This window comes from Embleya sp. NPDC050154 (assembly GCF_044460165.1).
In the GTDB taxonomy this organism is placed as follows: domain Bacteria; phylum Actinomycetota; class Actinomycetes; order Streptomycetales; family Streptomycetaceae; genus Embleya.
Map to the genome: position 1 here is coordinate 271,686 of NZ_JBITJP010000005.1, position 13,700 is coordinate 285,385.

The 13,700-nt window shown below is 67.4% G+C and carries 12 protein-coding genes; 7 read left to right on the plus strand and 5 right to left on the minus strand.

Features of this window, described 5'->3' with window-relative positions; genetic code table 11:
- Window positions 1-140: 140 nt before the first annotated feature.
- A complete protein-coding gene (locus ACIBSV_RS13195) occupies window positions 141-1,541 on the minus strand; it encodes a cysteine desulfurase/sulfurtransferase TusA family protein (RefSeq protein WP_395862298.1) in 1,401 nt (466 codons plus the stop codon).
- 235 nt (window positions 1,542-1,776) lie between these two features.
- Between ACIBSV_RS13195 and coxB the strand changes: the two genes are divergently transcribed.
- The 5 genes from coxB to ACIBSV_RS13220 all read left to right on the plus strand — a co-directional run bounded on the left by coxB (window position 1,777) and on the right by ACIBSV_RS13220 (window position 7,672).
- A complete protein-coding gene (gene coxB, locus ACIBSV_RS13200) occupies window positions 1,777-2,640 on the plus strand; it encodes a cytochrome c oxidase subunit II (RefSeq protein ID WP_395862300.1) in 864 nt (287 codons plus the stop codon).
- Window positions 2,641-2,643: 3 nt separating this feature from the next.
- Window positions 2,644-4,362 (plus strand): cytochrome c oxidase subunit I, encoded by a 1,719-nt coding sequence (gene ctaD, locus ACIBSV_RS13205; protein WP_395862302.1) that lies wholly within the window; start codon window positions 2,644-2,646, stop codon window positions 4,360-4,362.
- Window positions 4,359-4,757, plus strand: coding sequence for a cytochrome c oxidase subunit 4 (locus tag ACIBSV_RS13210; protein WP_395862304.1), 399 nt, complete (start codon window positions 4,359-4,361; stop codon window positions 4,755-4,757). The genes ctaD and ACIBSV_RS13210 overlap by 4 nt, the downstream gene beginning before the upstream one ends.
- Before the next feature lie 208 nt (window positions 4,758-4,965).
- A complete protein-coding gene (locus tag ACIBSV_RS13215; protein ID WP_395862306.1) occupies window positions 4,966-6,249 on the plus strand; it encodes an Ig-like domain-containing protein in 1,284 nt (427 codons plus the stop codon).
- 196 nt (window positions 6,250-6,445) lie between these two features.
- Window positions 6,446-7,672, plus strand: coding sequence for an Ig-like domain-containing protein (locus ACIBSV_RS13220; protein WP_395862308.1), 1,227 nt, complete (start codon window positions 6,446-6,448; stop codon window positions 7,670-7,672).
- A gap of 177 nt (window positions 7,673-7,849) precedes the next feature.
- On the opposite strand, the gene ACIBSV_RS13225 is transcribed toward ACIBSV_RS13220, so the two are convergent.
- The 4 genes from ACIBSV_RS13225 to ACIBSV_RS13240 are packed head-to-tail and all read right to left on the minus strand — an operon-like array spanning window position 7,850 to window position 12,051.
- Window positions 7,850-9,493 carry a cytochrome bc complex cytochrome b subunit gene (locus ACIBSV_RS13225; protein WP_395862310.1) on the minus strand — a complete coding sequence of 548 codons (1,644 nt, stop codon included), beginning with the start codon at window positions 9,491-9,493 and terminating at the stop codon, window positions 7,850-7,852.
- Window positions 9,493-10,578 carry a Rieske 2Fe-2S domain-containing protein gene (locus tag ACIBSV_RS13230; RefSeq protein WP_395862311.1) on the minus strand — a complete coding sequence of 362 codons (1,086 nt, stop codon included), beginning with the start codon at window positions 10,576-10,578 and terminating at the stop codon, window positions 9,493-9,495. The genes ACIBSV_RS13225 and ACIBSV_RS13230 overlap by 1 nt, the downstream gene beginning before the upstream one ends.
- Complete coding sequence (locus tag ACIBSV_RS13235; protein WP_395862313.1) at window positions 10,575-11,375, minus strand: c-type cytochrome; 801 nt, start codon at window positions 11,373-11,375, stop codon at window positions 10,575-10,577. The genes ACIBSV_RS13230 and ACIBSV_RS13235 overlap by 4 nt, the downstream gene beginning before the upstream one ends.
- A 46-nt stretch (window positions 11,376-11,421) precedes the next feature.
- The gene (locus ACIBSV_RS13240) at window positions 11,422-12,051 is read right to left on the minus strand and encodes a heme-copper oxidase subunit III (RefSeq protein WP_360304941.1); all 630 of its coding nucleotides are present in this window, start codon (window positions 12,049-12,051) and stop codon (window positions 11,422-11,424) included.
- Window positions 12,052-12,126: 75 nt separating this feature from the next.
- Here ACIBSV_RS13240 and ACIBSV_RS13245 point away from each other — a divergent pair, with 75 nt between their 5' ends.
- Together ACIBSV_RS13245 and ACIBSV_RS13250 are read left to right on the plus strand one after the other, a co-directional pair.
- Window positions 12,127-13,242 carry a cytochrome c oxidase assembly protein gene (locus tag ACIBSV_RS13245; protein ID WP_395862315.1) on the plus strand — a complete coding sequence of 372 codons (1,116 nt, stop codon included), beginning with the start codon at window positions 12,127-12,129 and terminating at the stop codon, window positions 13,240-13,242.
- A gap of 9 nt (window positions 13,243-13,251) precedes the next feature.
- Window positions 13,252-13,662 (plus strand): hypothetical protein, encoded by a 411-nt coding sequence (locus ACIBSV_RS13250; protein WP_395862317.1) that lies wholly within the window; start codon window positions 13,252-13,254, stop codon window positions 13,660-13,662.
- Window positions 13,663-13,700: the final 38 nt, after the last annotated feature.

The window sequence follows — 13,700 nt, forward strand, 5'->3', positions numbered from 1 at the left end:
CACGGGCTGGGTGGCCTCAAGCGCCGGCCGGGCTGAGGGGTTGCCCGGTCGGGTGAGGTGGTTTCGGTGTTGGTTGGGTTGAGGGGTGGCCCGGCCGGGGCGGGTGGGTTTTGGTGTATGCCCGGCCGAGGGTGATCCGGTCAGGAGCGGCGGCGGACCACGTAGGCGGTGCCCTGGGGGTGGGGGGTGGTGTGGAGGAATTCGTGGCCGGTCATTTCGCACCACGCGGGGATGTCCAGGGCTGAGGCCTCGTCGTCGGAGAGGACGGTGACCAGGGTGCCGTCCTCGACGTCGAGGATGCGCTTGGCCAGTTCGATCACCGGGATGGGGCAGCGGCGGCCGAGGGCGTTGACGATCACGCCTTCCGGCGGTGTCGGTGTCGGCGTGGGGGTGTGGGTGTGGGACACCGCCGCGCGGAGGTTCGAGACCAGGCCGGGGAGTACCGCCAGGAAGCGGTCGACCTCGGCCTCGGGGACGCCGCGGGGCAGGGAGACGCGGATATTGCCCTGGGACAACACGCCCATCGCCTCCAGGACATGGCTGGGGGTCAGCGTCGAGGACGTGCACGAGGAGCCCGAGGACACCGCGAAGCCGGCCTTGTCCAACTCGGTCAGCAGCGCCTCGCCGTCGACGTACAGGCAGGAGAAGGTGACGATGTGCGGGAGTCGGTCGACCGGATCGCCGACCACCTCGACGTCGGGCACCGTTTCGCGAACGCGGGTGCGGATGCGGTCGATCAGGCCGGACAGTCGGCGATCCTCGTCGGCCGACTCGGTGCTCACCGCACCCAGCGCGACCGCCGCCGCGACGATCGCCGGGACGTTCTCGAAGCCGGGCACGCGGCGCGCCTCGCGCTCGTCGTAGGGCAGGGCCGACGCGTAGCGGGTGCCCTTGCGCACCACGAGCAGGCCGACCCCCGCCGGTCCGCCCCACTTGTGCGCGCTCGCGGTCAGCACCGACCAGCCATCCGGCACCGACAGCCGACCCACCGACTGCGCGGCGTCCACGAGCAGGGGCACACCGGCCGCCTGACACGCCGTCACCACCTCGGCGAGCGGCTGGACCGTACCCACTTCGTGGTTGGCGCTCTGCACGCACGCGAGCGCGGTGTCCGAACGAAGCGCCGAGGCGAACGCCGCTACGTCGAGTCGGCCCGTACGGTCCACCCTCGTCCGGGTGATTTCCGCGACCGTTCCGAGTTGCTCCGAACGGGCCGCGTGGGTGTCGGCGGTGTGCAATACGGAGGAGTGTTCGACCGCGCCGAGGACCACGTGCGTTCCCACTCGGCGGCGGCCGGCGAGCACGCCGAGCATGCCCAACTGGACCGCCTGTGTCCCGGATGTGGTGAATGACACTTCATCAGATCGGGTGCCCAGAACGGACGCCACCGTCTCGCGCGCCGCGTCGAGCAGCATGCGGGCGCGCCGGCCGTCGTAATAGCCGCGCGCGGGATCGGCCCAGCCCTCGTCGAGAGTGCTCAGGAAGGCCGCTTTCGCGGCCGGGTGCAGTGGCTCGGTGGAGGCCGCGTCGAAATACGCCATGCGTCGGACGTTAGCCAATACCCGAATCCCGGACGCGTTCGGGCCGTTCGCCCGAACGGACGCACCGGCACATCTACCCGGCCCGCCACACCAGACCTCCGCGCGCGACCCGAATAGGGCTGGAGTAGGGTTTGGCCCGCAGAAACATCCATACCTGTCCGCGCAACGGGTCGTCAGGGAAGAAAAGTTCCCCACCGTGACTCGCGCGCGGGCGAGACATTCGGGAAGGCGCTACGTGAGTCCCTACGGCTCCGACCGCTCGCCGCGGCGCTGGATGCGGCGCAGGGTGCCGCAGCTGCTGGCTCTGGGCCTCGTCACCGCGACCGCCACCGGCTGCTCCGTCGATTCCAAGGACCTGCCGAGACTCGGCCTGCCCAACCCTGTCACCGAGCAGGGTCCGCGAGTCCTGTCGCTCTGGCAGGGCGCCTGGATTGCAGCGCTGATCGTCGGGGTCGTGGTGTGGGGGCTCATCCTGTGGAGCGTCGCGTTCCACCGCCGGTCGCGTACCAAGATCGAGATCCCGCCGCAGACGCGCTACAACCTCCCCATCGAGGTTTTGTACACGGTCATCCCCGGCATCATGATCGCGGTCTTCTTCTACTTCACCGCGCGTGACGAGACCAAGCTCGAAGAACTCTCCAAGAACCCCGACAACACGATCAACGTGGTCGGCGTGCAGTGGAGCTGGTCCTTCAACTATCAGGGCGACCCGGCCGACGGCACGGTCGACGTCTACGAGCAGGGCACGCCCGGCAAGCCGCCGACGCTGTACCTGCCGGTGAAGGAGTCGGTGCGGTTCGATCTGACCTCGCCGGACGTCATCCACTCGTTCTGGGTCCCGAACTTCTTGTACAAGAAGGACATCATCCCGGGCCGCACGAACAAGTTCGAGGTCGTTCCGACCAAGAAGGGCACGTACGGCGGCAAGTGCGCCGAACTGTGCGGCGTGGACCACTCGCGCATGCTCTTCAACGTGAAGATCGTGGACAAGGCCGTTTACGTCCAGCACCTGAAGGACCTGGCCGCGAAGGGCCAGACCGGCTGGCTGCGCAGCAAGATCAACGAGCCTGCCCCCGTTGAAGCGCACGGGAAGAAGTGACGAGTGACAATCCTCAGTGAGCCACAGACCGTGGCCCCGGACGGACCTCCGCCGGTCCGGCGCAAGGAGCCCGGGAACATCGTCATCAAGTGGATGACGACCACGGACCACAAGACGATCGGGTCGATGTACCTGATCACCTCCTTCGTCTTCTTCTGCATCGGTGGTGTGCTCGCGCTGGTCATGCGCGCGGAGCTGGCCCGCCCCGGTACGCAGTTCATCTCGAACGAGCAGTTCAACCAGTCGTTCACGATGCACGGCACGATCATGCTGCTGATGTTCGCGACGCCGCTGTTCGCGGGCTTCACGAACTGGATCATGCCGCTGCAGATCGGCGCCCCCGACGTCGCGTTCCCGCGCCTGAACATGTTCGCCTACTGGCTCTACCTGTTCGGCTCGATCATCGCGGTGGCCGGCTTCATCACCCCGCAGGGTGCCGCCGACTTCGGCTGGTTCGCGTACGCGCCGCTGTCCGACGCGGTGCGCTCGCCGGGCATCGGCGGCGACATGTGGATCATGGGTCTGGCGATGTCGGGCTTCGGCACCATCCTGGGTGCCGTCAACTTCATCACCACGATCATCTGCATGCGCGCGCCCGGTCTGACCATGTTCCGGATGTCGATCTTCTGCTGGAACGTGCTGCTGACCTCGGTCCTGGTCCTGATGGCGTTCCCGGTCCTGGCCGCCGCGCTGTTCGCGCTGGAGGCCGACCGCAAGTTCGGCACACACATCTTCGATCCGGCCAACGGCGGACCGATCCTGTGGCAGCACCTCTTCTGGTTCTTCGGCCATCCCGAGGTGTACATCATCGCGTTGCCGTTCTTCGGCATCGTGTCGGAGATCATCCCGGTCTTCGCGCGCAAGCCGATGTTCGGTTACAAGAGCCTGATCGCCGCGACCATCTCGATCGCGGGCCTGTCGGTCACCGTGTGGGCGCACCACATGTTCCCGACCGGCGCGGTCATGCTGCCGTTCTTCTCCTTCATGACGTTCCTGATCGCCGTACCGACCGGCGTCAAGTTCTTCAACTGGATCGGCACCATGTGGCGCGGCTCGTTGTCCTTCGAGACACCGATGTTGTGGACCGTGGGCTTCCTGGTGACCTTCGCGTTCGGTGGTCTCACCGGCGTCATCCTCGCGTCGCCGCCGCTGGACTTCCACGTCTCGGACACCTACTTCGTGGTGGCGCACTTCCACTACGTGGTGTTCGGCACCGTGGTGTTCGCGATGTTCGCGGGCTTCCACTTCTGGTGGCCCAAGTTCACCGGCAAGATGCTCGACGAGCGGCTGGGCAAGATCACCTTCTGGACGCTGTTCATCGGCTTCCACACCACGTTCCTGGTGCAGCACTGGCTGGGTGCCGAGGGCATGGCCCGTCGGTACGCGGACTACCTGGACTCGGAAGGCTTCACCACGCTGAACACGATCTCGACCCTGGGCTCGTTCCTGCTGGGTCTGTCGATCCTGCCGTTCTTCTACAACATCTGGAAGACGCACAAGTACGGCAAGAAGATCACCGTGGACGACCCGTGGGGCTACGGCCGTTCGCTGGAGTGGGCGACCTCCTGCCCGCCGCCGCGGCACAACTTCACGAGCATTCCGCGGATCCGTTCCGAGGCTCCCGCGTTCGACCTCCACCACCCGGAGATCGCCGCGCTGGAGTACCTCACCGACGAGCGTTCCGAGGCGTCGCCCGAGCTGGCGAAGGGAGCCGAGAAGTGAAGTTCAACGGTGTCCTGTTCGCAGTCCTGGCCGTGTTCCTGCTGCCGGTGACGATCATCTACTGGTTGTTGTCCGAGGACCCGACCGGTACGACCGCCCTGGCGCTGACGTTCGGCCTGGCGCTGATGATCGGGTTCTACCTGATCTTCACCGCGCGCCGGATGGACCTGCTCGCGCAGGACAACGAAGAGGGCGAGATCGCCGACGACGCCGGCGAGCTGGGCTTCTTCGCCCCGCACAGCTGGCAGCCGCTGCTGTTGGCGACCGGTTCGGCGCTGCTGTTCCTGGGCGTCATCTTCGGCTGGTGGCTGGCGATGTTCGCCGCGCCGTTCGTCGCGATCGGTGTCTTCGGCTGGGTCTTCGAGTTCTACCGGGGTGCGGACCAGCGCTACTAGCGCCACCGATTCGCAACCTTCGCAACACGGTTTTGCCACAAGGCCGATCACCCTGATGGGTGGTCGGCCTTGTGTGATATCTACAGAGGACTCCCTGACGCCCCCGAATGTCACCGGTGTGTGACCGTTCGGCGGTTGTAGCAACCCGAACCGGGGGTCGACGCGTCAAATGGACGCAAGGGAGTACCAGGACGAGGGAGGAACACGCGTGCCCCGGATACACGGAGCATCGCGCACGGGGGCAGCGGGCGGCGGCATACGCCTCTTCGCGGGACTCATGGTGGCGCCGCTCATATTCATTGCAGGCTGCTCGTCCGACGGCGGCAAGACCGACCCCGGCGGCTCGACCGGTGGCAACTCCGGCGGCTCCGGTGGCGGTCCGAACAAGAAGGTCGCCGCGGCACCCGCCACGATCGCGATCACTCCCGCCGACGGTACCAAGAGCGTGGAGACCGACGGCGCGCTCAAGGTCGACGCGACCGGCGGCAAGCTCACCTCGGTCGTGGTCACCGACGCGAAGGGCAAGACCGTCGACGGGCAGATCAGCCCGGACGGCATCGGCTGGAAGCCGGACGCCCCGTTGGCCAACGGCGGCGCCTACACGGTCGCGGCCAAGGCCGCCAACGCCGACGGCGCCGAGGTCACCGCGCAGAGCAAGTTCAACACCAAGGCCGCCGACGACACGTTCGTGGCCGACTTCAACATCGAGCCGGACAGCACGTGGGGCGTCGGCGCGATCATCTCGCTCAAGTTCAACGAGCCGATCAAGGACAAGGCCGCGATCGAGCGCAACCTCAAGGTCGTCTCCGAGCCCGCCGTGCAGGGCTCGTGGTCCTGGCTCAAGGACCTCGACGGCAACGACCGGATCGACTACCGCCCGGAGAAGTACTGGGCGAGCGGCACGAAGGTCAACCTCAAGGCCAACCTGACCGGCGCGAAGGCGGCGCCGGGTGTCTACGGCAAGCAGACCAAGGACATCAAGTTCACCATCGGCCGCTCGCTGGTGGCCACCGCGGACCTCAAGTCCAAGCACATGGTGGTCACCAAGGACGGGGCCCAGATCGAGGACCTGCCGATCTCGGCGGGCGGCCCCAGCTTCCCGACCTGGGGCGGCACGATGGTCGTGCTCGACAAGGTCGACGGCATCACGATGGACTCCGAGACGGTCGGCCTGGGCGACGCGTACAACATGAAGAACGTGCGGCACGCGGTGCACCTGACCGCGTCCGGAACGTACGCGCACGGCGCGCCCTGGAACGAGGGCAAGTTCGGCCGGCAGAACGACAGCCACGGGTGCATCGGGCTGAGCGCCTCCAACGCCAAGAAGTTCTTCGACCTGGTCACCCAGGGGGACCCGGTGGAGATCCTCAACAGCACCGACAAGACGGTCAAGGCCGGCAACGGGCTCGGCGGCTGGAGCGTCGACTGGGCGACCTGGCTCAAGGGCAGCGCGCTCACCGGCGGTGGCGCGGCCGGGGCCCCGGCGGCGTAGCAAGTCTCACACGGTAGGGCGAACCGCCCGATCGCGCGACCCGGCCGGCGGCCGGTGTCAGGCGATCGGGCGGTTTGTCGTTTTATCTGAATGAAGTGGGTCGTTCCCGGCCACTCTCGATGCACCAAACTCCGCGCCATCCGCGCTCGGCGAGCACGGATGTACGGTGATCGGCCGGTACGGCTGGAGGTCATGAGTGAATCGGGACAGAGCTGTTCGCGTCCGCCGGCTCGGCTGGGCCCTCGCGTCGGCGCTGCCACTCGTGTTCGTGGCCGGATGCGGGACGTGGGAGAAGCAGCGCACCGCCGAGATCGACCGACCCGCCGAGAGCGTCGCCCGCCTCGCGGTGGACGTGCGCACCGATCGTCCCGCCCAGCCGGGCCGGCCGATCACCGTCACCGCCGGCGACGGGCGGCTGTACGCGGTGAGCCTGGTGGGCCCGGACGGCAAGCCGGTGCCGGGCGGCAACGCGGCCGGCGACACGACGTGGTCCAACTCCGAACCGCTGGCCTACGGCAGCAGGTACACGCTGACCGCGTCCGCCGTCGACGTGTACGGGCTGACCTCGACCCGGACCGAGTCGTTCACCACGCTCACGCCGGACGCCGAGACGCACGTGGAGTCGGTGCTGCCGGAGGCCGACTCGAAGGTGGGCGTGGGCATGCCGATCACGGTCACCCTGGAGCGGCCGGTCACCGACCCGGCGCGGCGTGCCGAGGTGGAGCGGCGACTCCAGGTATCCGCGTCCACGCCGGTCGAGGGCGCGTGGGGCTGGGTGGACGACACGACCGTGCGCTATCGGCCCAAGGACTACTGGCCGGTGAACACCAGGGTCTCGGTGGCCACCAGTCTGCTCGGCGTCGACTTCGGGAACGGCGTCTACGGCGGCCCCGGCAAGGTGGTCGACTTCGAGGTCGGCGACGCCGTGGTCGCCACCGTGGACTCCGCGGCGCACACGCTGACCCTCGAGCGCAACGGCGTCGACATCAAGACGATGCCGGTGACCACCGGCAAACCCGGCTTCACCACCCGGTCGGGCATCAAGGTGGTGCTCGGCAAGGCGCCGCACGTGCTGATGGACGGCACCACGGTGGGCATCTCCGCGGACAGCAGCGACGGCTACCGGCTGGACGTCTACTGGGCCACCCGGGTCACCTGGAGCGGCGAGTTCGTGCACGCGGCCCCGTGGTCGGTGAGCTCGCAGGGCCGGGAGAACGTGAGCCACGGCTGCGTCGGGATGAGCGACGAGGACGCCAAGTGGTTCTACGACCAGGTCAAGGTCGGCGACGTGGTCACCGTGGTGAACACGGGCGACGCCAAGAGCATGGAGCCGATCGGCAACGGCTACGGCGAGTGGAACCTGGACTGGTCGCAGTGGCTGACCCACAGCACGACCGGCCCGGCCACCACCCGCCGGCTCTGACGGGGCCGTCCGGCAACTCCGGGCCCGCCGCCCGGCGCTCCCGTGAAGGCGCTGTACGGCCGCCTGCGGGGCGCGACGCGAAGGGCCCCACCGGGAAGATCCGGTGGGGCCCTTCGTCGTTCCTGCGCGTCCTACGGGTCGTGCCGATGTGGCGTCAGCAGCCCGGCCCCGGTCGCGTCAGTGGTGACCGTGTCCGCTGGTCAGTTCCTTGTACTCCTCGGCCGTCGGCTTCTCGATCGGCTCGGCGAAGTACCAGTGCGACATCTTCGAGCGCAGCTTCTGCGAACGCTTGACCTTGCGGGCCACACCGTTCTCGTCCTCGGCCGGCTCGAGCTGGTACGGCTTGGGCTGCTCGTGCGCGGTGAGGGTGTGCCGCACCCCGGCGTCCAGCGGCTCGTGGATCTCCACGAACTCGCCGTGCGGGAGCTTCTTGATCACACCGGTCTCGCGACCGTGCAGGACCTTGTCCCGGTCGCGCCGTTGCAGACCCTTGCAGATGCGCACCGTGGCCAGGTAGGCCAGCACGGGCGCGACGAAGAACGCGACGCGGCCGATCCAGGTGATCGTGTTGATCGACATGTGGAAGTGGGTGGCGATGATGTCGTTGCCACCACAGACCCACAACACGCCGTAGCAGATGATCCAGGCGACGCCCAGGCCGGTGCGCACCGGCATGTTGCGCGGGCGGTCGAGCAGGTGGTGCTCACGCTTGTCGCCGGTGATCCAGCCTTCGATCCACGGGTACATCGCCAGGAACGTGAACAGCACGCCGGGCAGGACCAGGGACGGGATCAGCACGTTGAAGCTGAGCGTGTGGCCCCAGATGTTCCATTCCCAGTTCGGCATGATGCGCAGGGATCCCTCGAGGAACCCGATGTACCAGTCCGGTTGGGAGCCCGCCGTGATCTGACCCGGGTTGTATGGACCGTAGGCCCAGATCGGGTTGATCTGCACCATGCCGCCGAGGGCGGCGGTGATGCCGAACACGATGAAGAAGAAGCCACCGGCCTTGGCCGCGTAGACCGGCAGCAGCGGCAGGCCGACCACGTTCTTCTCGGTCTTGCCCGGGCCGGGGAACTGGGTGTGCTTCTGGTAGAAGACCAGGATCAGGTGCACGGTCACCAGGCCGACCATGATCGCCGGGATCAGCAGCACGTGGATGGTGAACAGGCGGGGCACGATGTCCTCGCCCGGGAACTCCCCGCCGAACAGGAAGAACTGCACGTACGTGCCGACCAGCGGGATGGCCAGGACCACACCCTCGGCGATCCGCAGACCCGTACCGGAGAGCAGGTCGTCCGGGAGCGAGTAGCCGGTGAAGCCGTTGACCATGGCCAGGATCAGCAGCAGGAAGCCGAACAGCCAGTTTATTTCGCGCGGCTTGCGGAACGCCCCGGTGAAGAAGATCCGGAACATGTGCACGAACAGCGACGACACGAAGATCAGCGCGGCCCAGTGGTGGATCTGACGCATCGCCAGACCACCGCGGATGTCGAAGCTGATGTCCAGCGTCGAGGCGTACGCCTGGGACATGTGAATGCCCTGGAGCGGCACGTAGGAGCCGTCGTAGACGACCTCCTGCATGCTCGGCTTGAAGAACAGCGTCAGGAAGACACCGGTCAGCAGCAGCACGATGAAGCTGTACAGCGCCACTTCACCGAGCATGAAGGACCAGTGGTCCGGAAAGACCTTGCGCAGGTTCTTCTTCGCCGCGCCGTAGATGCCCAGCCGGCTGTCCAGGGCGTCGGCCGCGCGAACGGCCGCGTTGTTCGGGATCGGGGTGCTCTTGTTCGCCCCGCCCTTGGGTTGTTCGCTCGACATCAGCCACGCTCCCAGAAGCTCGCGCCGACCGGTTCGGCGAAGTCCTGCGTCGCGGCGAGGTTACCCGCCTCGTTCACATGGATCTTCAACTGCGGCAGCGAGCGCGCGGCCGGACCGAACACGACCTTGCCGTCGTCCGCCAGGTCGAAGGTGGACTGGTGACACGGGCACAGCAGGTGGTGCGTCTGCTGCTCGTACAGGCCGATCGGGCAACCCACGTGGGTGCAGATCTTCGAGTACGCCACGATGCCCTCGTAGCCCCAGTCCAGTTCCTTCTTGGACTTGATGTCCTCCGGCTCCAGCCGGACCACCAGGACCGCGGACATGCCCGCCTTCTCCAGCCAGCCGTGCGAGAGCTCTTCCTTCTCGCCGGCCGGGCCGTACTTCTCGACCAGGCCGTCGGGCAGCACCATGGTCAGCGAGCCCTTGACGATGTCGTCCGGCTTGATCGGCAGGCCGGTCGCCTCGTTGATCAGCTCGACGCCCGGCTTCCAGTCGGTGTGCCGCAGCTTGGTGCCCGGCAGCGGACCGAGGTCGCGCAGCAGCACGACGCCGGACAGCGGCACCAGGGCCATCGCGCCGATCATCGTGCGCCGGATCAGCGGGCGGCGACCGATCACCGAGTCCGCGGCACCCTGGGTGAACTCCCGGATCGCGTATTCGCGGGTCTCCGGGTCCGAGGTGAACTCGTGCCGCTCCTGGACGATCTCCTCGTCCGTCATCAACGTGCGCGCCCAGTGGATCGCGCCGGCGCCGATGCAGAACAGCGCGAGGCCGAGGAAGCCGCCGAGCGCGAGGTTCTGGGCACCGATCTTCCCGAAGAAGAAGATGTCGATGATGCGGTACTTGTCGATGCCGACGTACGCCCAGATGAAACCGATCGTGGACAACATCGAGATCACGAAGAGGAACGCGACCTGACGCTCGGCGCGCTTGGCGGCCCGCTCGTCGATGTCGGTGACGCGCGGCTCGTGGGCCGGCAGGCCGGGGTCGGCGAACGGGTCGCCTTCCGCCGGAACATGTGCCGAGGCGTGGACCTCGGGCAGGTGCTCTTCAGGCACTTCAGACTTGTCCTGGCTACTCATTTGGTCCTGGCCTTGGGGGTCCGGGCGGCAATCCAGATCGCACATCCGATGAGCAGACCGAGCGCGATGATCCAGCCGAACAGACCTTCGGAGACCGGGCCGAGCCGGCCGAGACCCAGGCCGCCGGGGTTCGGCTCCTTCTTGGTCGTCTCGTTGACGTACGTGACGATGTCCTTCTTCTGCTGCTCGGGCATCGTGCTGTCCGGGAACGAAGGCATGTTCTGCGGGCCGGTGAGCATGGCCTCGTACATGTGCTTCGGGTCCACGTTCTTCAGCGGCGGCGCGAACTTGCCCTCGGTCAGGGCGCCGCCCTCACCGGAGAAGTTGTGGCACTGCGAGCAGTTCGTGCGGAACAGCTCGGCGCCGTTGACGATGTCGCCGTCGGGCGCGTACATGTTCGCCGTCGGGACCTTGGGTCCGACGCCGAGGGAGGCCACGTACGCGGAGAGCTGGTCGATCTGCGCCTGGGTGTAGACCTCGGGCTTGCGCGGCGCCTGGGCGCCGGGCTGCTGAAGCGGCATCCGGCCGGTCGCCACCTGGAAGTCGACGGCGGCCGCGCCGACGCCGATCAGGGACGGACCGTCGGTGGAACCCTGGGCGTCGAGCCCATGGCAGGTCGAACATCCGCTCAGGTAGAGCTTCTTGCCCGCCTCGACGGCGATGGAGGCGGAATCGTCGGCCTCCGCCTTCTTGGCAGGCGCGAACGCGGCGTACAGACCCCCCGTGGCCGCGAGCGCGAAGATGAGTACGACGATCGCCGCCAAGGGGTGGCGTCGCCGCGCGGAGAGCTTTTTCACGGAAAACCCCGGTCCAATGTCGTCTGCGTAGTAAGTGTCGGGACGTCTACCTGATGACGTAGATCGTGAAGAACAGACCGATCCAGACCACGTCGACGAAATGCCAGTAGTACGAGACGACGATTGCGGCCGTGGCCTGCTCGTGCGTGAACCGTCGGGCCGCGTAGGTGCGTCCGAGGATCAGCAGGAAGGCGATCAGACCGCCTGTCACGTGCATGCCGTGGAAGCCGGTGGTCAGGTAGAAGACCGAACCGTAAGCCGACGACGAGAGAGTCGTGCCCTCCTTGACCAGCTCCGTGTACTCCATCACCTGGCCGCCGACGAAGACGGCGCCCATCACGAAGGTGATGACGAACCACATTCTGAGCTTCTTGACGTCACCGCGTTCGGCCGCGAAGACGCCGAGCTGGCAGGTGAGCGAGGACAGCACGAGGATCGTCGTGTTGCCCGTCGAGAACGGGATGTTCAGCTCACTGGCGTGCTCACGCCAAGCGTCCGCGCCGGTGACGGAGCGGATCGTGAAATACATCGCGAACAAGGCCGCGAAGAACATCAGCTCGGACGCCAACCAGACGATCGTGCCGATGCTGACCAAGTTGGGACGGTTGAGCGTCCCGTGTGTCCCGTGTGAGGGGGGCCCGGTTTCTAGTGAAGTTGCTGTCGCCACGGCGGCCATTATTGCGGTCGCCGGATCTGCCCACACTTCGGGGGGCAACCTTTGTACAACGTGTCCGGGTTAGGCTCTGGTTCCGTGAGTGGCTCTGCAGGCGACGCCGGGGTGTTTCTGGCGCACGCGACCCCTGGGAACGTACCGCCGGAACTGACCCCCATTCGGCTCCTGACCGGGTGGGTGTTCGAGCCGATCCCGATCCTGGTCGCGATGCTCTTCGGCGGCCTCTATCTGTACGGGGTGCACAAGCTCAGGGCCCGTGGGGACTCGTGGTCGCGGTGGCGGAGCTTCTCCTTCCTGGGACTGGGGCTGGGCACGTTCCTGCTCGCGACCGAGTCCGCGTTGGCCGCGTACGACACCGTGTTGCTGAGTGTGCACATGGTTCAGCACATGGTGCTGGCGATGATCACGCCGATCTTCCTGGCGCTCGGAGCGCCGATCACACTCGCGCTGCGTACCCTGCCGACCAAGTGGCGTAATCGACTCAACGCGCTGCTGCACAGCAGATACGCGAAGGTGGTCACCTTCCCGGCCTTCGCCGGGTTCATCTTCGTGCTCAACCCGTTCGCCCTGTACTTCACCCCTTGGTACGAGCTGACGTTGCGGAACACCTTCATGCACGACATGAATCACGTGCATTTCGTGATCATCGGCTGCATGTGGTTCTGGCCGCTGCTGGGTCTGGACCCGATGCCGCGCGCGAGTTATCCGATGCGGCTGCTCGCGGTGTTCGCGACGCTGCCGTTCCACGCGTGGCTGGGTATCGCGATCATGAGTTCGTCCAACGTGCTCGCCGGTGACTGGTACAACGACCTCGGTCGCGACTGGGGCGCCAGTCCGCTCTCGGACCAGGGCACGGCGGGCGGAATCCTGTGGGGCAGCGGCGACATCATCGGACTGCTCGTCTTCCTGGTGTTGTTCGTGCAGTGGGCCCGGGCGTCGGAGCGCGAGGCGGTCCGGGAGGACCGCCGGCTGGATCGACTCGAACTGATCGAGGCCGGCCGCAAGGCGCGCGAGGAGCGGTTGGCGCGCGAGGCGGCCGAGGCCGGCGGCGGTGTGGAGCAGGGCTTGGACGACGCCGGAAAACCCGTGTCGAAGAGCACTCTTCCGGGTGACTCTGCCCGAACGGAGGAGGCCGACTCGGCCGTCCGGGTGGCCCGCGGGCCCGAGCCGAGGTTGGCCGACGCGGCCGAGTAGCGTCGCGGCATGATCCTGGAACGTTTCCTGCGCCGGCGGCGACCGGAACCCGATCCCGTGCTCGTCGACGACGGCACGCTCGTGGTGGTCGGGTCCTGCTTCGACCCCTCGCGCGCCGATTCGGCGGTGGTCGCGCAGATGCGGGCGGACGGAGTCGCGGTGGAGACCGGACGGTTCGTGATGCGGCACGTGCTGACGCTGCCGGATCTGGCGGCGGCCGACGAGGCGGCCCGGATCCTGACGCCGGACGGCTGGCGGGTGGTGGCGCCGGCCCCCGACGAGCGGCCGCTGCGGGTGCTGATCTCCCGGCAGCAGGTGATCACCGGCCTGGAGCCGGCCCGGGAGCGGACCCGGATGGCCGGGCTGGCCCAGCGCCTGGGCGGCGACGCCGAGGGCTACGAGGTGCTCGCGCGCGGGTGATTCGGGGCGCGTCGGGGGTGCGGTCGGTGTCGCCCGGG